At 29.0% G+C, this 19,229-nt stretch carries 20 protein-coding genes; 15 read left to right on the top strand and 5 right to left on the bottom strand.

Annotated features, from left to right (window positions below; translation table 11 throughout):
* The first annotated feature begins 937 nt into the window (after nt 1–937).
* From SYN6308_RS18000 to SYN6308_RS17985, 4 genes are all read left to right on the top strand, one after another.
* Nucleotides 938–2,614: a hypothetical protein gene (locus SYN6308_RS18000; protein WP_017295844.1), complete on the top strand. Its 1,677-nt coding sequence runs from the start codon at nt 938–940 to the stop codon at nt 2,612–2,614.
* 154 nt (nt 2,615–2,768) lie between these two features.
* Complete coding sequence (locus SYN6308_RS23575; RefSeq protein ID WP_017295843.1) at nt 2,769–4,193, top strand: DUF1822 family protein; 1,425 nt, start codon at nt 2,769–2,771, stop codon at nt 4,191–4,193.
* 21 nt (nt 4,194–4,214) lie between these two features.
* Nucleotides 4,215–4,907: a hypothetical protein gene (locus tag SYN6308_RS17990; protein WP_017295842.1), complete on the top strand. Its 693-nt coding sequence runs from the start codon at nt 4,215–4,217 to the stop codon at nt 4,905–4,907.
* A 45-nt stretch (nt 4,908–4,952) separates the two neighbouring features.
* Nucleotides 4,953–5,585 carry a DUF1822 family protein gene (locus SYN6308_RS17985; RefSeq protein WP_017295841.1) on the top strand — a complete coding sequence of 211 codons (633 nt, stop codon included), beginning with the start codon at nt 4,953–4,955 and terminating at the stop codon, nt 5,583–5,585.
* A gap of 33 nt (nt 5,586–5,618) precedes the next feature.
* On the opposite strand, the gene SYN6308_RS22945 is transcribed toward SYN6308_RS17985, so the two are convergent.
* Nucleotides 5,619–6,557, bottom strand: coding sequence for a DUF1848 domain-containing protein (locus SYN6308_RS22945; RefSeq protein ID WP_017295840.1), 939 nt, complete (start codon nt 6,555–6,557; stop codon nt 5,619–5,621).
* A 324-nt stretch (nt 6,558–6,881) separates the two neighbouring features.
* On the opposite strand from SYN6308_RS22945, the gene SYN6308_RS17975 reads away from it, so the two are divergent.
* The 4 genes from SYN6308_RS17975 to SYN6308_RS17960 are packed head-to-tail and all read left to right on the top strand — an operon-like array spanning nt 6,882 to nt 11,883.
* Nucleotides 6,882–7,541, top strand: coding sequence for an alpha-ketoglutarate-dependent dioxygenase AlkB family protein (locus SYN6308_RS17975; protein ID WP_017295839.1), 660 nt, complete (start codon nt 6,882–6,884; stop codon nt 7,539–7,541).
* 59 nt (nt 7,542–7,600) lie between these two features.
* Nucleotides 7,601–8,548: a DNA/RNA helicase domain-containing protein gene (locus SYN6308_RS17970; RefSeq protein WP_158412767.1), complete on the top strand. Its 948-nt coding sequence runs from the start codon at nt 7,601–7,603 to the stop codon at nt 8,546–8,548.
* Between the two features lie 7 nt (nt 8,549–8,555).
* Nucleotides 8,556–10,382: a hypothetical protein gene (locus SYN6308_RS17965; RefSeq protein WP_017295837.1), complete on the top strand. Its 1,827-nt coding sequence runs from the start codon at nt 8,556–8,558 to the stop codon at nt 10,380–10,382.
* A gap of 22 nt (nt 10,383–10,404) precedes the next feature.
* Nucleotides 10,405–11,883, top strand: a complete 1,479-nt coding sequence (locus tag SYN6308_RS17960) for a hypothetical protein (RefSeq protein WP_017295836.1) — start codon at nt 10,405–10,407, stop codon at nt 11,881–11,883.
* 15 nt (nt 11,884–11,898) lie between these two features.
* Here SYN6308_RS17960 and SYN6308_RS17955 read toward each other — a convergent pair whose 3' ends face one another.
* Nucleotides 11,899–12,672, bottom strand: coding sequence for a DUF3226 domain-containing protein (locus SYN6308_RS17955; protein ID WP_017295835.1), 774 nt, complete (start codon nt 12,670–12,672; stop codon nt 11,899–11,901).
* A 4-nt stretch (nt 12,673–12,676) separates the two neighbouring features.
* The gene (locus SYN6308_RS17950) at nt 12,677–13,819 is read right to left on the bottom strand and encodes an ATP-binding protein (protein ID WP_017295834.1); all 1,143 of its coding nucleotides are present in this window, start codon (nt 13,817–13,819) and stop codon (nt 12,677–12,679) included.
* Nucleotides 13,820–14,004: 185 nt separating this feature from the next.
* Here SYN6308_RS17950 and SYN6308_RS25855 point away from each other — a divergent pair, with 185 nt between their 5' ends.
* The 5 genes from SYN6308_RS25855 to SYN6308_RS17930 all read left to right on the top strand — a co-directional run bounded on the left by SYN6308_RS25855 (nt 14,005) and on the right by SYN6308_RS17930 (nt 16,984).
* Nucleotides 14,005–14,133 carry a hypothetical protein gene (locus SYN6308_RS25855; protein WP_017295833.1) on the top strand — a complete coding sequence of 43 codons (129 nt, stop codon included), beginning with the start codon at nt 14,005–14,007 and terminating at the stop codon, nt 14,131–14,133.
* 197 nt (nt 14,134–14,330) lie between these two features.
* Nucleotides 14,331–14,486 (top strand): hypothetical protein, encoded by a 156-nt coding sequence (locus tag SYN6308_RS25000; RefSeq protein WP_158412766.1) that lies wholly within the window; start codon nt 14,331–14,333, stop codon nt 14,484–14,486.
* Nucleotides 14,487–14,508: 22 nt separating this feature from the next.
* A complete protein-coding gene (locus tag SYN6308_RS22940; protein WP_390090247.1) occupies nt 14,509–14,754 on the top strand; it encodes a hypothetical protein in 246 nt (81 codons plus the stop codon).
* A gap of 346 nt (nt 14,755–15,100) precedes the next feature.
* The gene (locus tag SYN6308_RS17935; protein WP_017295831.1) at nt 15,101–16,384 is read left to right on the top strand and encodes a UvrD-helicase domain-containing protein; all 1,284 of its coding nucleotides are present in this window, start codon (nt 15,101–15,103) and stop codon (nt 16,382–16,384) included.
* A gap of 141 nt (nt 16,385–16,525) precedes the next feature.
* A complete protein-coding gene (locus tag SYN6308_RS17930; protein ID WP_017295830.1) occupies nt 16,526–16,984 on the top strand; it encodes an HNH endonuclease in 459 nt (152 codons plus the stop codon).
* A 59-nt stretch (nt 16,985–17,043) separates the two neighbouring features.
* Here SYN6308_RS17930 and SYN6308_RS17925 read toward each other — a convergent pair whose 3' ends face one another.
* The gene (locus SYN6308_RS17925) at nt 17,044–17,253 is read right to left on the bottom strand and encodes a hypothetical protein (RefSeq protein ID WP_017295829.1); all 210 of its coding nucleotides are present in this window, start codon (nt 17,251–17,253) and stop codon (nt 17,044–17,046) included.
* Nucleotides 17,254–17,390: 137 nt separating this feature from the next.
* On the opposite strand from SYN6308_RS17925, the gene SYN6308_RS23570 reads away from it, so the two are divergent.
* A complete protein-coding gene (locus SYN6308_RS23570; RefSeq protein WP_017295828.1) occupies nt 17,391–18,005 on the top strand; it encodes a hypothetical protein in 615 nt (204 codons plus the stop codon).
* A 57-nt stretch (nt 18,006–18,062) separates the two neighbouring features.
* Nucleotides 18,063–18,866: a CHAT domain-containing protein gene (locus tag SYN6308_RS23565; protein WP_017295827.1), complete on the top strand. Its 804-nt coding sequence runs from the start codon at nt 18,063–18,065 to the stop codon at nt 18,864–18,866.
* Here SYN6308_RS23565 and SYN6308_RS25650 read toward each other — a convergent pair.
* Nucleotides 18,861–19,229, bottom strand: a 369-nt coding sequence (locus SYN6308_RS25650) for a transposase (RefSeq protein ID WP_017295826.1), incomplete at its 5' end; no start/stop codon positions are given. The two genes, SYN6308_RS23565 and SYN6308_RS25650, sit on opposite strands and share 6 nt — an antisense overlap.

Raw genomic sequence — 19,229 nt, 5'->3', positions numbered from 1 at the left:
TTACTCATAGTTACCTATGACGTTTACTTCTTGCTTCTACCAGTCAAGTCGGCTTGATACTGTCCACAAGCGTTGATTCGGGTGTAACCCACCCTACTTTTATTATTCTAATTAATTGATTAATCTTGAATAATAACTAATTTTTATTTAATTTAATCTTTAAATTAAATAGTTTTAACAGTCTTGGTTATCGACTTCATTAAAAGCTAACATATTTTAAAAAAAATGTCAACCTTTATCCCGTGAGTAGGTATAAACAACTATAATAAACTATTAGTTAACAGTTAAAAGCTCTAATACATCTCTCCATTAACTGTATATTTTCTTAAATTTTTCCTGATATATAAGTTCGGAAGTACCTCAGTTCGACATAAAGAAAATGATGAAAACTAGACAGGTGGACAAGTGGACAGGGAGAAAAATTCTCAATATTTGATGTACTTTTGAGAGAATTTTATTCATTCATCAGAAATACAATCTTCCTGTCTTCCTGTCTTCGGAGTCTTCCAAGTCAGCCCTCACCTATTTTTATATCGAACTCAGGTGGAAGTGTATTGATCAGAACCTAACAATATCTGAGATATACTATTTGATTAGAGATTTTTGAATTTATTGTGCTTAAATTATCCAAGATGCGCATAAAAATTAAAATCGCTCCTGATAAATAAATGTGAGGAAAATCATCAATGAAGGAGGAAAACTGAAGTATGATCATACATAATTACTCATATCCAGAGGCTCACAACTAATTAACTGTTGATAGAGGTATTGAAAGTTCAAATATTACAGGAAATGAACTCAAATCCTAATAGATATAGCAGAAAAAAATACCACTGCCATATCTTTCAAGCTGTCAGGAAATAATGATTTCCTCAGAAGAAATAAACTGAATTTTATTAAGCCAATCTTTAACAGTTAATCTTTTTATCGATAAATAATGACAATATCTTACTTAGCACCACGAAGCAGTTTAGTTCAAAAATTTTCTAGTTTTTTATTAGTAGAAGAAATCGTCATCGAAGGGAAAATGCCTTATGTCAAATGTCAATGGCGAGAAGATGTACAACTAGCTAGAAATATCGCTAAAAATCAACTCCAATTACCTACTGATGAAAATCAATGCTTTTTATACTGGTTAAATAAAGTTAATAATAACCCCTATGCAAAATCCCATTTAGTAGCTTATCTTCAATCAAGTTGTTATTGGGCAGTACAAAAATTCTTTGCTAAAATTGATCTTGAAAAAGACAATATAGCAACCACCCAATTTTATTTAACAGCCTTTGATACTGTTATTGAAAAAACCGCCAACATCGAACAATTAACCAGTAAATTTAATCAATTTAATCCCGATTATTCTAGTGTCGAAACCTATAGTGAAAAATGGTTAAGAAGTGCCATTTATGACACAATTTATCAAATCTACGGCTTCGGAAAATATAGTCAATGGGGATTACTAAAAAACATTACAAAAAAACTATTACAAACCGCATTATATACCAAAGGTTATAACGAAAAAACCATCAATGATTATTTACTACTTTGGGATTGTTTCCAAAAAGTTTATAGTCAAAATCAACCAACTTTAAATAATAAAAAATTAACTAACCCAACTCCAAAACAAATCAATGACATAATCAAACTCTATCAAATTTTATCCTCTCAAAACTTAACTCCATCATCGGAAATTATGACAAATTTAACCCCCATCAAATTTGAAAAAATAATGACACAATGTCAGGAAGCCGTTAACATCTATCAACAACAAAGGCATATTAATGCTTATACTTACAGCTTTACCACTCAAGAAATTGACGAAGAAAATAAAGATAGTAATATCATCACAGAAGCCGATTTATCTCATAATTTAGACACAAAAGAAAAAGACACTGAAGACGATAATTTATTATCTTATCTAAATAGAAGTGAAATAAATTTAATCCTCAAAAATCAACTAAAAAATCTCGATTATCAAGGTAAAATAATCTTAACTCTTAACAATGGTTTAGGTTTAAATCAGTCAACTATTGCCATACTTTTAGACACTCATCAAACTACTGTTTCTCGCCAAAGAAAAAGCATTACAGCATCATTTTTAAAAGGTTTAACTAATCAAATTCGAGAAACATTATTACAAAGAATAGAAACATCAGAAGAAACTGAAAAAGAACAACAAAAAATAGAAAAACAACAACAAAAAATAAGAGAAATAACCTCACCAGACATTAAGGAAGTTAATGAATTTATTACCTCTTGGTTATCCAACTTTTTTCAAAAAGATTTGTATCGTCAACTAGAAATTATTTTCCTCCAATTAACTCCAGAAAAACAACAACTTCTTTCCTCATTTTATGGAGGGTTATTTGACTTAAAAGTAGAAAGAAAATTAAAAACCTCAGACAAAGAAAAATTTGCTAAACTTGCTAACATAGTCCATAAAACTGAAAAACAAATTAAGCAAGAAATTCATGAGGCAGAATCAATTTTACAACAGCAATTAATAGACTATGTTAATCAAAAATTAAATCTTAATATCTCTAGGGATAATAAAGAAATATCGAATTTTGTCGAAAAATGGTGTTATTCTGCACCTTATGGAAAATTAAGAATTTAGATTATAGGGTGGGTAAAAACAGGTTTTATGCCTAATAATTAGGAAATTTAATTTGTTTACCCACCAATTATAAATAATTAATAACACCATCAATAAAGATTGAAACAATCAATTTATGCTCATACAATGTAAAAATAAACTTTGAATTAAAATTATGAAACTATTAAAAAAATTAGAAACATTAATTGACTTATATCCTGAACAATTATGGCTGGAATTTTCCGATCGAGAAAAACAAATAAACTGGGAAAAGTCTCAGCAACATTCTTATGATTTAGCTCGTTTTCAAGCCTATTTGAATAGTCTTTCAGCAGAAGTTTTAATTAACTGGTTAAAGGAAGAAGCAGATTTAGAAGAAAATCCTCAACTCTATCCTACTATTGAAAAATTAAATAGTATTTGGGAATTTATTAACGGTACAACTATTACTATTGGTAAAACAAAAATAGTTTTAATTCCGACTACTAATGATAATTTAGACAAATTTAATATTCCTCAAGAATGGGTTGATATTCCGGGATGGGAGGCGGATTATTATTTACCAATTCAGCTAGATTTAACCGAAAATTGGTTAAGAGTTTGGGGTTATACCACTCATCAACAATTAAAAACTATTGGTAAATATAATTCTTTAGAAAAAACCTATAGTTTAGAAAAGGATGATTTAATTGAAGACTTAAATGTCATGCTAGTTGCCAGAGAATTTTGTGATTCTGAGCGAGTAGCAATCCCTGAAATATCTAAAATTAGTGAAAATAAAGCTCATATTTTAATAGAGAATTGGGGGGTAAATAATGGCTATTCTCCCAGATTTTTAATTCCTTTTACTGAATGGGCGAGTTTGATTACAGATGATTTATGGCGAGAGGAATTATACCAACATTTTCTCAACTCAGGAGAGGTAAATATTTTCTTATCTGAGGAAATTTTAGAACATAATTTAAACCAAAATAAGGAGGGTAATTTAAAAGATAATTTAGAACATAATAAGGAGGATATTTTAAAACATAAGTTAGAACATAATAAGGAGAGTAATCTAAAACATAATAAGGAAAATAACGCAATCAATTTAACTAATTATCAACCTAATGAAAATATTAATAATATTCATCAAAAATTAGTCAATATAAGTGATTGGTTAGAAGGAGTTTTTTCTGAAGGTTGGTTAAAAGCTGATAGCCTATTTAATGGGCAAAAAATGAGTTTGGCTACCCGTAGTTTAAATAGTCAAAATTCAGATAATAACCAAGAAAATATGATGACTGGGGCGAAGTTAATTGATTTAGGCATTAAATTAGGTAGTCGATCGATCGTTGTATTAATGGCTTGTGTGCCGACAAGAGATGATAAAATAACTGTGACAGTGCAAGTTTATCCACCTCAAGGAGAGAATTATTTACCCCCCAATCTGAAGTTAAGTGCTTTGGATGAGGATAATAATTTAATTCAAGATACGGTCATCTCAAGGGATTATGATAATTGTATTCAATTAAAACGTTTTACAGCGCCTCGTGGTGTTAAGTTTTCTTTAGAAATTAGTTTGAATGAGGTTAGTTTGCAAGAAAGTTTTATTTTATAAATCAAAGGGAGAGTTTTTATTTTGCAAGGAAAAGAAGTTAAACAACATTTGGATTTACTGACTTGTGAAGCTCAAAAAATATGTCCTGATTTAACTAATAAATTACAAGAAATAAATCTTTGGATAAAAGATAAAAAAAATGGTTTATTAACTTCTAAAAAATTTGTTAGTGCCTTTTTAATTCAGTTAATACAAGATAGTTATGTATGGTTAGAATTAAAAAAATTGTCTTCTTCAGAAGCACAAAAACAGGCTTACGAGCAAATGAAGGCAACAGAAAGATATTGGTATTCGATTCTTTTCCCTCAATGGTTAAGGAGTAAAGATGCTAAACTTTATATCTGGAAAAAAAAATTAATGGCTGGAGAATATGAAGCAAATGATGAAATTTTAATTCAAGTATTAAGTCAAAAAATTAATCAAAAAGGCGGGGTTATTTTTCAAAGATATATCGCTGATTTTTCTATGGCAACAGATATAATTGTTAGTCATTCTCAAAATCAATCTTTATGTGTTCAATTAACCACTGTTGATGATAAATATGTAAGTGATAAGTATAAAAAATGGCAGGAAACTTTAGAATTTTGGGAAATTAATAGAGGTTTATTTTCTAATTATAATCCTGCGGATAAACATTACCTCGATCGAATCGTTAATCTAGCACTTTATAATAGTAATAATCTCAGCGATGGCAAATACTTAAAAATAGCTTAAATTAAAAATATCATCTGACATTTGTACAATTTTTTTCTAATTAATATGACGACAACAACTGAAAACCCTTTAGATAGTTTCAATCAAGCCTTGTTAAAAGCCCGTCAAATGCAAGATAATTGGCTTCAATACGGGGTTAATTTTGTTGATTTATATATTGAAGATGTAGAAAGTGATTGGCTAGAAACATGGGGTGATGATGAGGAAGAAAACGAAACTTTAAGTCAAATTTGGATTAATACTTCTCAATGGCTAGGGGGAATTTTTAACGATGGGTGGCAATCTTTAGAGTCTTTATTTCAGGAAAAAAATTTAAGTTTTGCTCCTACTTTACGCAGTCAACAGGATATGATTAAAAGTAAAGAAATAAAAGCCTGTAAAATAATTAATATTGGAAATAATCAGATAGCTTTAGTTATTAGTTGTGAGGAAGTAGAAGAACAAAAATTAGCGGTAGTTATTCAGTTACATTCTTTAACTGAAAATTCCTTTTTACCAACAAATTTAGAGTTAATGTTATTTGATGAAGATGGTAATTTAGTTCAAGAATCTGTTATCTCAAGACAGCAAGATAATATTATTCAGTTGAAAAGATTTAAGGTTTCAGGAAATACAAAAATTTCGATCGAGATAAGATTAGAAGATAGTTTTATTGTTGAAAATTTAATGATAAATTGATAAGTATATTAGGCTATCAATATAACCTAGTATTCAAAACAGTGTTAACTGATTTAAGTTGTCGTTTTTAGGCTCTTGATAATATTCAATTAGAGAGGATGATTCAGGATTATGAAGTTTATTATTTTCCTTTGATTTATCGAAGTTTGTCGTTGCATAACAATATTGGCAACCAAATAAACAAGTATCGTACATACCTATATCTCTACTAACTACACATCCACAGGCTTCTCTTTGTGAAGGATCTTTTTTATGAATAACGTCTTTATAAAACACTTTTTCAATATATTCATCATCTATACATTTTCCATGTTTTATTCCATAGCTTTCTAAATCAATTTCTTCTGCACAACTAAATATTTCAAGTTTTTTGTCTTTCGCAATTTTTCCAATATTTACCAATAATTTATCAAACTTATCTTTATTATTTTCTAATGTAAATAAGTGAAAACCATGTTCTTTTTCTAGTAGCTTAAGTCGTTTATTACTTTTAGAATAGCTATCTAAAATACTAATCACACATCTCTGAGTATAATTGGACAACTTTTTAGCAATATATTCATAATTATTCAAATGAAACTCAACATCAGTTAAATTACTTAAAACAATAGGATCGTAACGCCAAATTACTTTATCATAACCGATAAAATCAGCTAATTCTTGAAAGACTTTAATGGCAGTTTCCAGAGGAGGGTTATTCGTCTCCAAGAAAACAGGATTATTCGTGATTGTAAAATGAAAATAATAATTATAACCTCGTTGATTTAATTCCTCTAAATAAGGGAATAATGGCTTCGGATTTCTCGTCCAAAAAACAAGAATATTTACATCTTCGGGCTTTAAAGAAATATGAGAAATCTGCTTTTGGTTAAAAGGATTCGGAACCGTACAATAACCACTAAGAATACGATTTATAAACCATTTAGCATAAAAAGCTGGTATATCGGTGCGACGACTTACACTTATAATCATAATTAATTTTTTTTTTCAAGAAAATAAAGGTTTTTGATTTTAATTTTAACGAAAAAAGAGAATTCAACACAAGTAACGAGATGTCCAATTTAAAACGAAAAAATGAGGCTTTTAAGGTAAATTTCAGAGCAATTAATGATAAATTAAATGATAAGCAGTGATGAATATATAGCGTTTTTTAAAATTATGAGGTACATTTTTTTTGCCTATTGCCTATTGCCTCTTGCCTTTCAAAGACAATTTTTGTACCTCACCAAAACGAGAATTGCTATATACTGAGTTTTTCAAAACTAGGTAAATTTTAACAGAATTTATAAATTATTTATGTCCAAGCAGTTAAGTATCTTTTCCAATAACTATCAAACAAAGATTTATCCTTCTAACTCATCAAAAGTTAAGGGAGAAAGAATTCCTCTGAAAAATAGTGAGATCACTCTTTATCGTAAATTTTTTACCGATGACCAAAGTAAGAATCTTTTTCTGGAGTTACAGGAGAAAATAGCTTGGAAACAGGAGACAATCAAACTCTACGGTAAAACTATGCCTATTCCTCGGTTAACAGCATGGTATGGGGATTCAGATAAGACTTATGTTTATTCAGGAATTACCCTCCAACCTCTCAATTGGATTAAACCTTTAATCTTAATTAAAAATAAAATTGAGTGCTTTTCTCCAGTAAAATTTAATAGTGTATTGTTGAACTTATATAGAAATGGTAATGATAGTGTAGCTTGGCACAGTGATGATGAACCAGAACTAGGAAAAAAACCGATTATCGGTTCTGTAAGTTTAGGAGGTTCACGGCGTTTTATGTTCAAGTCTAAAGATAAGAATAATCCAGAGAGTTATGCAATTGAGCTAACTAACGGGAGCTTTTTATTAATGGCTGGGGATACTCAAAAATATTGGTTACATCAAATACCTAAAACAAAAAAGGCGGTTACACCAAGAATCAATTTAACCTTTAGAGTTATTTATAGTTAAATATATTATTGAACAATTAATTTATGCCATACCAATTTAGATTACCAAAAATCGATGACTTGACTCCAGATCAGCAAGCTGCCGTTTTTACCGACCAACCATTTCATTTGAAAGGAGGACCAGGTACAGGCAAAACAGTAGTATCTTTGTGGCGACATATTGAAAATTGGCAACGTAGGGGAAGACGAAGTTTATTGTTAACCTACACAAAGTCTTTAGAATATTATCTTGGAAATGTTGCTGAAAGAGAAGACGACAATGCAAGTAGTAGTATTGCTAGGACCTATAAATGGACAATGAAACCATCACAATATGATGAAATAATTGTTGACGAAGCACAAGACGTTTCTCTGCAAAAATATCAAACGATCAGAGAATATGCAAGAATGGTGTCGTATGGTGCGGATGAGAGACAATCTCTATATAACCATGGATGTTCAGAATCTCAACTTCAAGAGTTATTCTATAATAAAACTTATGAGCTTTACGAAAATTTTAGAAACTCAGGGGAAATTCTAAGATTTGTAAAAAACATTTTCCCTCATTTTGTCATTAATGAACAATTGGCAGTAAGAGGACAAAAACCAAAATTAGTAATAGCGGATAATGATGATAAAGTGAAAAATGTTTTAAAGGAATTAATTGAAGATAACCCATCTACGGAGAATCTGGTAATTTTAGTACCTTTGCAGGTACAGGTTGACTACTATGAGTCAATTCTCAAGGAAATTGGTGCTAATTATTCTCGTTATTATCATGACGGAGACGAAATTGAAACGATAGAAAACATACACATTACAACATTCAAGTCCTGTAAAGGTTTAGAATTTGACACTGTAATAATACCTAAATTTCACCTATATAGGGATAATATTAAGAATTTGTATGTAGTTAGCGAAAATGATTACTATGTCGCTTTGACTAGAACAAGAAGAAATCTATTTTTATTGTGTGATACAGTTCCCGATGGTTTACACCCCAATACTTACGAAACAATAACATTATAAAAAGACTATGAAAACATATTATTTGCCTCTCAATTATGAGAATTTATCTCATTATTATTCAAGTGCTTTGATTTGTTCTGCTAATTGTTATCAAAACCGTATACACGATATTCAATCAAATTTTAATGCCATCCTCATATCACAGTGTAAATGGATCAAAGATTGTGACTGTAGTTTAGAGTTAATTATCGATACAGAAGATGAAAATTTCTTAGTGGAAACTGAAGAAAAAGACCTTAAATTATTGTCTAAACCTTTGCCTATTTCTAGGATCAAAACTATTTGGTTCACAAGTAAAGAAAATCAAGAAAATATTAGCTATAAAATTAATAAAGGAACTGCATTCCTCCCAGACTTTCTTTTTCAGATTGAAGAACCTAGTAATTTTAGTGAAATCAATTTTGAGTCACAAAACCAAGAGATAGCACCAGAAGATTATTCTAACAATATCTCTAAATTTGATAATTTACTAGGTGGCATTTCTTTAATGCGTTCTGTTTGTCAAGAAGTCAATGTTGCCGATTTTTTGTCTTTTGTTTCTAATATCAATTCAGAAATATCTAGTGATTTTGAGAAATTAAAAGCAAAAAAAATATTAAAAGATGGTTTTAATTATTCTGGTTTACTAACCGATTCCGAAAGAGATGATTGGAAATTAATACAAAAAGAAATAAAGCACAAACCATTATCAATAGAAGAATTAAAGCGTGTTGCTGAGGAAAAACAAATTCATCTGGAAATTGGTGGACTAAAAAATAAAATTCAAAACTTAGATAACCTAGTAGAGCATAATAGAGAACTATATTTATTATGCTTTTTAGCTCAGTATGGAAGTAATGATAAACCATATACATCTGAAACATTATTGCGAGAAATTTTAGAGAATAAATTTCAATACATTGAACAAATTGCTTTAGTTTTTGGTTTATACAATGGTTATAAAAGTTTTCGTAATGAGTATAAATTTGACGACATTGATGCAAATTTAAAAGTCAAGTTTGAGCTTAACTCAAAAATGGATTACTATTTAATAGAAAGTGCTTATCAAAGAACTTTTAATAAAAAACAATTATCAAAAGTTGCTATATTTTCCTACTTAGATGAATGGCTACCTAAATTTGAAAATCAATCCCAAGATGATAGTTATGATTACTATAAAATTTTAGATACAGTAATTTATACTCAAAAAAGAACTGAATTTTTATCAGATGAATACTCTAATAGTATTTATACAAAAGATTTAGAAAAAATATTTAAGAATCTTTATACGAGAATTAAGGGTTATCTCCTAGAATTATTAGATTTTTTTCCGTTAAAAAAAAATAAAATAGAAGATGCCATAGATGAAAATGCTATATTGAAAAATATTACTGATATTTTAGAGCCTTTACTAAAAGAATGGTTTTTTAATATAATCAATAATAAATTAAAAGATGATTTTATTGAAGAAAAAGAACGTCAAAAAAATCAAATCAAATCTGATTATGAGAAAAAAATTGAGGAATTAAATAATGAAATTATCCATTGTAAAAATAATTCTTATATGAAAGAAGATGATAATATAAGAAAGGAAAATACTAAAAATAAATTAAATAAAGAAGAATTATTAAATACAAATACTGATAAGACTATTAACAATGTTGAATCAAAAAATAGTGATAGTAGTTTTGATTTTTATAAACTAACTTATGAGGAATTAAAGAATTTAGCTAAACAACATTTAAACATAAATAAAAAAGACTTTGATTCTAAACAGTTAATTGATATTATTGATACGATAAATCAATTAAAGGAATTTTCCGAAAATAATCCCAAAATTAATTTTAATAAGTAATAAATATTGACATATTTCATTTATGATTAACAAACTAATATTAATTAATGATAAAACTTCCTTATCTACTTTTTTAAAAGATAACTATGAGGAAGTCTATGATTATTTTGCGAATCAAAAATATAGCATTTTGCATAAAAAAACAAGAGATTTGCAAAATATAATTGCAAAATATAATCGTTTTTTTAATCAATTAGATACTAATGATTTATTAATACTAAACTTTTTAAATTTATTGTTAGAAGTATGTGAGCGTTATGGTTTAGTTTCTCAGTTTAGATTAGTTTATGGAACTTTAAAAAATAAGAATTATCAAGTTAGTAGTCGAACGGAAGCGGCGGCACTTTTTTTCATTGATATTAAAATACTAGAAGACTATTCTAACAGGTTAGAAAACATTATCAAAAAACTTGTTTATGCCGATGAATTTGAAGAAGATAACTCAGAGAAGCCAACTATAACCTTAATCAATTATTATTTACAAGTTGTTAAACATTTTTGGGAATTTAATAGTGAAGGTGTTTATAATATAAAAAAAACTATTCAAGAGTATATTTTTAATGCTCAACCTTATTCATTTTTAAAAAGTACACTTCTTGCAGAAATCCTTAATTATAGTATTGATAATTATGATATTTTTAGTAAAAAAGTACAAACACTTCTCGATGAACATTTTGATTTAAAAGTATCACCAATTTACCAAGATTATAAGCATCCAGTATTTTTAATTGAGACTGGTACTGATTATGCAAAAGCACTATCAAAAATTGAGGCTAATTTTGAAGAAATAAGAAAATTATCTTTTGACTTTAGTTTGAGAGATGATAATTCTGAAGCAACTTTCTATTCTCTAAAACGAGGAGTAGCCATTCTTGAAAATGAACAACAACTGTGTCGTTATATGGTGGGATATAGTGCTATGCACAAAGCTAAATTATTAGATGCGTTGTGTAAAATTGATGATAATATTCTAACTAAAGTTAATCACGTTGTTGATTGGGGATGTGGGCAAGGAATGGGAAGTATGGTTTTTTGTGATTATTTAAAAAATAAAAATTTGGATTTTCAAAATAATAAATTTACATTAGTTGAACCTTCAACGGTTGCTCTATCAAGAGCGTCTTTACATTTACGAAAATTCACTAATTTAGCTGAAATTATTACTATAAATAAAGATTTAGATTCCACTAATAAAGAAGATTTTATAATCGATAAATCAGTTGATACAACTTTTCATATATTTTCTAATATTTTGGATGTAGAATTATTTTCTCTTAGTCATCTTACTTCTTTAATAGAGAGTACATTCTCAGGTATAAATATTTTTATTTGTGTTAGTCCTTATATTAATGAATTAAGAACAAGTAGAATAAATAGTTTTATGGATAACTTTGAAGAAAACCTTAATTTTTGCCTTATTGCTTCTGAAGATTACAATAAAAGAGAATGGTTAAACGATTGGACAATGATACAGAGGGTGTTCTACATAAAACTATCATAATCTATCTTTTTACTCTTAATCAATTAAATCATTAATAAATTTTTGCAGGAGAATTATACTGGGTAATTCAAGACTGTTTTGATTTATCCATTGATTATCTTGTAGGGAAACTTGGATTGCTTTTCCGGGTTTTAAAATGCTACTCATACTGGATATAATGGCTTTATTCTTACCCGCTAATTTATTAAATTCTTTTAATTCTTTTGCTGTTAATTTACTTGAATCAAATCCTTCAATATATTCTGTTGCTGATTCTAGTAAATCAGGATAATTAATTTTGGCACATTCCATTAAAATAGATTCTAAAGTACCTTGATTTTGATTATCGGGTAAAATAAAAATACCAAATCGAGGATTACTGATATTAACTTCCCCAAGTTGTAAAGATGGAAAATTAATCAGAGTTATTTTTTTTGACAATTCTTGAATTAAATCTTGAAATCTTTTTTGCGGTTTTTCCTCTATATCTGCATCTAAAATTAAACCAATACTAAATAATTTTGATGTATCAATCACGCTTAAACTTTCTTCTAAAGTATTAACAATATTATTAATTCCAGTGGCATTATGTAAAGCTATAGAATATTGCTCATTTTGAATAAATGAAGGCACAGGAATACGTTTTAATAAATCATCATTAATAGGGAATGTTTTAGGTATTAATTCATCCCAAAATGGATTAACTAACGATCGCTTTTTAATTCTGGATAAGCTAAATAATTCTTTGATTAGTTTTGTTAAAAATTCTATATCGTGGATTCCTTCTGTGACAATGTAACAATATTTCATCTTTTTATCTAATATCTAATCCTCTATTCCAACGTAATCTTGTTAACAAATCTCCTGAAAATCTTTTGACAGAATTATCAGTATTATTAAGCTGAAAAGCGACAATATTATCTGTAGAATTATCGCAACTAATCATTGCGTCCACTGCTTCAAGACTATGGGTTGTAACAATTAATTGAATGTTTTGTTGTAAACAACTTTTGACTAACCAAGCAAAAATTTCATTTAAAGCGGATACATGAATAGAGGTTTCAATTTCATCAATTAATAATATGCCATTTTTAGCAGATTGTAACGCCAAAGCCATCGCAATAGTTTTTTTGATGCCGTCTCCAAAAATATCTAAAGGAGGTAATCCTAATTTTTCGTGTTTAATATAGAGATTGCCAAAATGTTTAGGAGTGAGAATCATTATATCTATAATTTGTTCATCAAATAATCTGATTAAATTTAATACTTCATCTTTGTTTTTTTGATCTTCTAAAATAAGTCTTGATAAGACGATCGAAACGGAATTAGAATAGGCAGGAGAGACTATATTAGTGTTAATAAATTCCTGTTTTCTTTTTTTAGAAATAAAACGTTCATCTTCCCAAAATTGGAATTTTTCTTTAATTTCTTGATTCTGAATTAAATTATCTTCTTCGATATATTTGGCTTTAATATTTACTTCTAATCCTTGAGATTCTATCTCTCCACCAATGTCGTTTATGGCATCTTCTATTACCGTATTTTCGTTGTCAATTTCTAACTCATTATCTTGAGTTTCACTAACTCTTATTCCCGAAATTTTCTCTATTTCTGCGGTTAATTCTTTAATGGTGGTTTTACCATTAGCTTGAATGATTAATTCTTGATAACATTCATCTTTATTCGGGGATATTTCTTGTTTTTGAAAAATCCATTTTATCGATTCTAAATCAGGTCGATAACGTAACGCTCTTGCAGAATAAAAACTACGTTTTGAGATTTCAAACCACCGAACAGGATCAAGTGGGTTACAAAAAAGTGCTATAGCTTCAAGAATACTTGTTTTACCTGAATTGTTATTGCCAACGATAATATTAATATTACCCATATCGGATAATTTAATGTCTCGAAAACCACGAAAACCACGAATTGTTAAGTCTTTTAATATTTGATTCATATTTCCTTTAACCCCTGTTAGTAAAGGGGAAAATTAATTTGAAATTCCCATAAATGATTTAAAAATGCTATCTCAATAATAAGATAGAGTATAAGTTATTTTTAAGCAATAATCTGATTATCTTGCATAAAAATTAATTCTTTTTCTGATAAATAAATGTTGCTTTCACTGGTTAAAAATTGCTTATGGAAATTATTATTTGCGGTGTGTCTGAAGTTAATGACTATATTGATGATGTGGATGGGGTTATCTCCATTATGAATCCTGCTTGGCGTATTTATGCCCCTAGTTCGATCGAGCAGCGCCGCTTTTAGCGATCGAAATTGGGAGGAGTTAGCAAAAAGAATTAATTATATGATTTCATCGGTAGAATCGTTAAAGGGTAAATTAATTAAAGTAAATCGCAATTTTCAACAAAGTAACATAGAAAAAATAAACTCCTCACGCGCATAATTTCTCATTTCTCTCCTGATAAATAAGTAGGAAGTAAAATTAATTAGCGGATAAAACTATGAAACTTAGCAAGATTTTACATTGTCTGACGGAAAAAGACCCTAAAATCGTGGAAATTCCTGATTTTGTCATTAGTGGAAAACCTCATGATGAAAACCACGCTCAAAGACGGATGCAACAACGGGCGATTAATGTATACTCATCAAGGTTATAATCTGATGTTGCAAAATGTACAGTTGCCTTTTGCCTACTTGCCTTTTGCCTACCTTCACCAAACTCAAGTTATACCCTCGCCAAGTATAGATATGATTCGTATTGCTTTGGCTTATGGTAAATATCAATTCCATAGTAACGCTCGTACATGGACACTGCTCGATAAATGCTTACGAAATACGATGTATGAACGGACGATCGATCGTTTACGAGGTTTACGCATTATTGCCCCTATAGATAAGCAGGGCTGTTTCAAAGTAAGTTGGTAAAAATGGCTAGAAATTAGAATCTGGGGGATTTGGGCGATTTGTTACCGTCAGATTTTAACTAATAATAAAAAATATTAAAAAAATCAATTTATGATGGTAAATTATCAAAACTTATTACTCTTTACTCATTACTCATTACTCCCTCTTAACCAAAAATTTGAAAATGAAACAGCCCTGCTATAGATAAGGAGGAGAGATATTTGTCTATTACTACTGTTTATTGGGATTTCAAACTAGCTAATTAATTAACTGAAAGTATGCAGGTCATTTTTTTTATTCTGCATATTTTTTCTAACCTCTCCTGATATGTAAGTAAGAACAAAATTAATAAGTTGAAATAACTATTATGTGGATTAACTTTCAAGATACGATTGAACAAAGATTAGGATGTGAAATTTTAGATCAAGAACAAAATAAAGCTAAAAATGTTAGTATAAATGCTCATGCTTTAGTTCGTGGCGTAGCAGGTTCAGGAAAATCTCTAGTTTTGCGTAATCGAGTCGAAAAAATTATCGAAGCAGGTATGACTAATATTTTAGTTTTAAGTTATAACCGCTTTATGAATGGTTGGCTCAAATCAAAACTAGAAGAAAAAGGTATTGAATTAAAACAATGTAGTACCTTTCATAAATGGAGTTATTCCTTTGGCTATACTTTTGCTCATGATGAAGATGATAATCATGGTAAACGATTAAGAGAAAATTTTGTCGATCACATGAAAAATTCTTCAGTTAAATATGATGCTATATTAATCGATGAAGCTCAAGATTTTTTCGATGAGTGGTATCTAGCTCTTTTAGCTGTATTAAATCCAGATACAAACTCTTTATTTTTCGTGTACGATAATACCCAATCTGTTTATGGACAATCTCATCGCCGTAAAGATGGATGGACTTGGAAAAAACTGGGTATAGATGTGGTAGGGCGATCTCAAGTTTTTGATTTCAATTATCGAAACTCTCCAGAAATTTTAGAAGTAGCATGGAAATTTATAACTCCTGCTTTAGATTCTGCCAATATGAAGGTAGAAAAAAGAGAAAGAGACAATCAAGGTAAAATTATTTATACTCCAAATATTGGAAGTATTATTGAGCCTCTAAAAAAAGTATCCAGAAGTTCTAATCTTCAACCTCAACTAATGCAAGTCAATTCTGGTGATATGTCTCGCCAAATTGCTGAACAGGTAAAATTAGCTTTAGATAGTTATCCAGAATCTTCTATCGGAATTTTAACTCATCCCAGAGACAAAAATATTCGCAAACAAATTAGCCAAGAATTAAAAAACTTAGGAGTAGAAAATCATGCACCTATGTCTTCCCAAGAAAGAGATAAAAATGTAGTCGATCGACCTTATGTTATCGTGGACTCATGGAATGCCTTAAAAGGTGTAGAATTTGACGCTGTAATTATCGCAGGAGTAGATAAAGCCCACGAAAATTTAAGTAATCCTGAAGCTGATTTTACCGAGAAAGCTGGAATTTATACAGCCATGACAAGAGCAAGAGATCATTTAGTAATACTTTATAATCAAAAAACTTCTATGGTTGAATTGATTGAAAATGCTTTAAATTATCCTGATGTTCTTGATTTTGATAAAGAAATTATCACATCTCAATTTCAAGTTGCTTAACATTAGTAAATTTTATTTTAACCCTATTTAAAAACTCCTTAAAGAAAAATAGGGCTAAATCTTTTTTTATCAAAAGTTCAAAATTCAATACTCAAAATTTTTAAATTTCATACTCAAAAAAAATTAAATACCATCAAAAATATGTGTAAATTATCGATCGAACTCGTACCGCAAACTTGTTGGTTTTCCAATGTCAGAGATCATGTGGACAAAAAAACATGGGATATATTAAGAAAAGATACCTATAAAAAAGCCAATTATAAATGTGAAATTTGTGGCGGAGTTGGCTCAAAACATCCCGTAGAATGTCACGAAATTTGGCACTATGACGATGAAAAATACATTCAAAAACTAATGGGATTAACTGCCCTTTGCCCCAGTTGTCATCAAGTCAAACATATAGGATTAGCAAGAGTGAGAGGAAAAGAAGCCGAAGCAAAAAAACATCTAGCAAAAATTAATAATTGGTCAAATTTAGAAGTAGAAAATTATCTCAAAAAAGTTTGGTTTCAATGGACAAAAAGAAGTCAAAATAATTGGAAATTAGAACTTTCTTGGTTAGAAGATAATTTTAATATTAAAGTGACTGAGAAAAGATAATTAAGTTAAGGATTCCAAAATTCTATATCACAAAAAAAAACCAAATCTTTATAATCAATTTATGAGCGGTTATTTATATTTGTAGAGGCATCTGTTGGGGCATTTTTAACTATTCCTGCTAACTTTAATAATCCTTCACCATTACGAGGACGTAATTTTTCTTTTAATGCCATTTGTACTACGCTAGATATATTTTCTTGAGGATGCTGTTTCAAATAATTAGTTAATTCTTCCCATAATTCATCGGGAATATATAAAGTTTTTTTCATGATAATTATGTGTAAGTATGACTAATATCATACTAGCTTATTTTTCATCTTTTTTATATGAGAAAACTGAAATTCGGATTTTTATGAAAGATTGCCCTTACAATAAATAATAGAGGATTTAAGGGTGATTTGATAATATGACAAAGCTAATTGTTTTAAATTTAGGTGCAGGAAACATCAATAGTGGATTTTCCCATATTACCGCTCAATTAAGAACGGAAAAGGGCGGATTTGAGCAATTTATTGGCTGTTTGCCCCCTAATCCAGAATTAGCGACACTCAATCATAATTGGCAAACTCTTTATAAAGCCTTACATCAGCGTTTTGACGTAGCTAGACGCAGACTTTTTGAAGTGGAAGAAGAAGGACTTACAAATATTTCTATAAGAGGATTTCAAGAACTTTGTCAAGAAATTGAAACAAAATTTAACCTTTGGTTAGATTCTCCTAGTTTTTCCCCCATCGATAGGAAATTACGCACCAGATTAATCCCTAATGATGAAATACAGATAATTGTAGAAACAGCAGATATAATTTTACATCGTTTTCCGTGGCATTTATGGCATTTTTTAGAAGATTATCAACAAGCAGAAATAGGCATTAGCACTCCTGAATATAGTCAAATAAATATTACTAAAAAACCTCGAAAAAAATTAAGAATATTAACTATATTAGGACATAGTGAAGGAATAAATGTTGAGATCGATCGAGCCTTAATTAAAGAGATTAAAAATGCAGAAATAACCTTTTGAGTTGAACCAAAAACTACCGAATTTTATCAAAAATTATGGGATAAAGAAGGATGGGATATGTTATTTTTTGCAGGGCATAGCCACACGGAAAATCATCAAGGAATTATCTTTATTAATCCTCAAGAAAGTCTGACTATTAATGAATTGAAAACGGCTTTAAATCAAGCTATAAAACAAGGATTAAATTTAGCTATTTTTAACTCCTGTGATGGTATCGGATTAGCCCAAGAATTAAGTAAATTAAACATTCCTCAAGTAATTGTGATGAGGGAAGGAGTGCCAGATTTAATTGCCCAAGAATTTCTGAAAAATTTTCTATGCGCTTTACAACAAAATAAATCAGTTTTTTGTGCATTAAGGGAAGCCAGAGAAAGATTACAGGCATGGGATAAAGATTTTCCCGGAGGTAGTTGGCTACCGATAATTTATCAAAATTTATCAATACCTAATGATTCTATTTTTAAAATATCTTTTGATGATAACATTCAAGTTTCTAAGAACAATAAGTCGAATGTAAAAATATTTTTTTATTCTATTTCATTCTTATTAATATTATTTTTTGCTGTTAAAAATACTAATAATTATTCTTTAAATAAACTATCTTCAATCATATCTAATTTATTGGTAAATAATCTATCAAAGTCTGAAAATATAACTTTTGAAGAAGAAGCAAAAATACTAATTGAGAATTTATACCAAGCATTATCAAATAAAGATTTTGCTCATGCAGAGACGTTTTATGATGTCTCTCTAAAACAACAATTTAATCCTAATTTTTTTAAACAGTTTAGTAAAGTGATAGTTGATAAATTAGAAGTTACCTATCAAGATATGAATATAGCAATCAGGAATGATTCATGAGAAAGAAGCATACATTGATAGTTTGGGAAAACTGAATATATGTTCTTTAATTGCCCATTCAAATAACCACTTTACTATTTTGAAGGTTTTGCACATATTCCAGTATTTTCTTAATATTTCTTTTCCCTGTAACCAGACATCTTCTATGGGATTTTGTTCCGGTGCATTTGGTGCTAATTTTATACATTTTACCAACCAGTCTTCTTGTTCTTTTCCCTCATTTATTTTTCCTAAATACTCCTTTAATTCTTTACTTATATGATATTTTGCTCCATCCCAAATTATTACTATTTGACTATCCTTATTTTTTGATATTAAGTATTTTATAAAGTTTATTGTATTTTCTGTATTGCCTACTTCATA

This window comes from Geminocystis herdmanii PCC 6308 (genome assembly GCF_000332235.1).
GTDB classification, from domain to species: Bacteria; Cyanobacteriota; Cyanobacteriia; order Cyanobacteriales; family Cyanobacteriaceae; genus Geminocystis; species Geminocystis herdmanii.
This window is presented reverse-complemented; position numbering and strand designations above follow the sequence as displayed.

Coding starts and splice junctions, on each gene's coding strand:
- SYN6308_RS18000 (WP_017295844.1), top strand. CDS start 938: ATGACAATATCTTACTTAGCACCACGAAGCAGTTTAGTTCAAAAATTT.
- SYN6308_RS23575 (WP_017295843.1), top strand. CDS start 2,769: ATGAAACTATTAAAAAAATTAGAAACATTAATTGACTTATATCCTGAA.
- SYN6308_RS17985 (WP_017295841.1), top strand. CDS start 4,953: ATGACGACAACAACTGAAAACCCTTTAGATAGTTTCAATCAAGCCTTG.
- SYN6308_RS22945 (WP_017295840.1), bottom strand. CDS start 6,557: ATGATTATAAGTGTAAGTCGTCGCACCGATATACCAGCTTTTTATGCT.
- SYN6308_RS17975 (WP_017295839.1), top strand. CDS start 6,882: ATGTCCAAGCAGTTAAGTATCTTTTCCAATAACTATCAAACAAAGATT.
- SYN6308_RS17965 (WP_017295837.1), top strand. CDS start 8,556: ATGAAAACATATTATTTGCCTCTCAATTATGAGAATTTATCTCATTAT.
- SYN6308_RS17960 (WP_017295836.1), top strand. CDS start 10,405: ATGATTAACAAACTAATATTAATTAATGATAAAACTTCCTTATCTACT.
- SYN6308_RS17955 (WP_017295835.1), bottom strand. CDS start 12,672: ATGAAATATTGTTACATTGTCACAGAAGGAATCCACGATATAGAATTT.
- SYN6308_RS17950 (WP_017295834.1), bottom strand. CDS start 13,819: ATGAATCAAATATTAAAAGACTTAACAATTCGTGGTTTTCGTGGTTTT.
- SYN6308_RS25855 (WP_017295833.1), top strand. CDS start 14,005: ATGGAAATTATTATTTGCGGTGTGTCTGAAGTTAATGACTATATTGAT.
- SYN6308_RS25000 (WP_158412766.1), top strand. CDS start 14,331: ATGAAACTTAGCAAGATTTTACATTGTCTGACGGAAAAAGACCCTAAA.
- SYN6308_RS17935 (WP_017295831.1), top strand. CDS start 15,101: ATGTGGATTAACTTTCAAGATACGATTGAACAAAGATTAGGATGTGAA.
- SYN6308_RS17930 (WP_017295830.1), top strand. CDS start 16,526: ATGTGTAAATTATCGATCGAACTCGTACCGCAAACTTGTTGGTTTTCC.
- SYN6308_RS17925 (WP_017295829.1), bottom strand. CDS start 17,253: ATGAAAAAAACTTTATATATTCCCGATGAATTATGGGAAGAATTAACT.
- SYN6308_RS23570 (WP_017295828.1), top strand. CDS start 17,391: ATGACAAAGCTAATTGTTTTAAATTTAGGTGCAGGAAACATCAATAGT.
- SYN6308_RS23565 (WP_017295827.1), top strand. CDS start 18,063: ATGTTATTTTTTGCAGGGCATAGCCACACGGAAAATCATCAAGGAATT.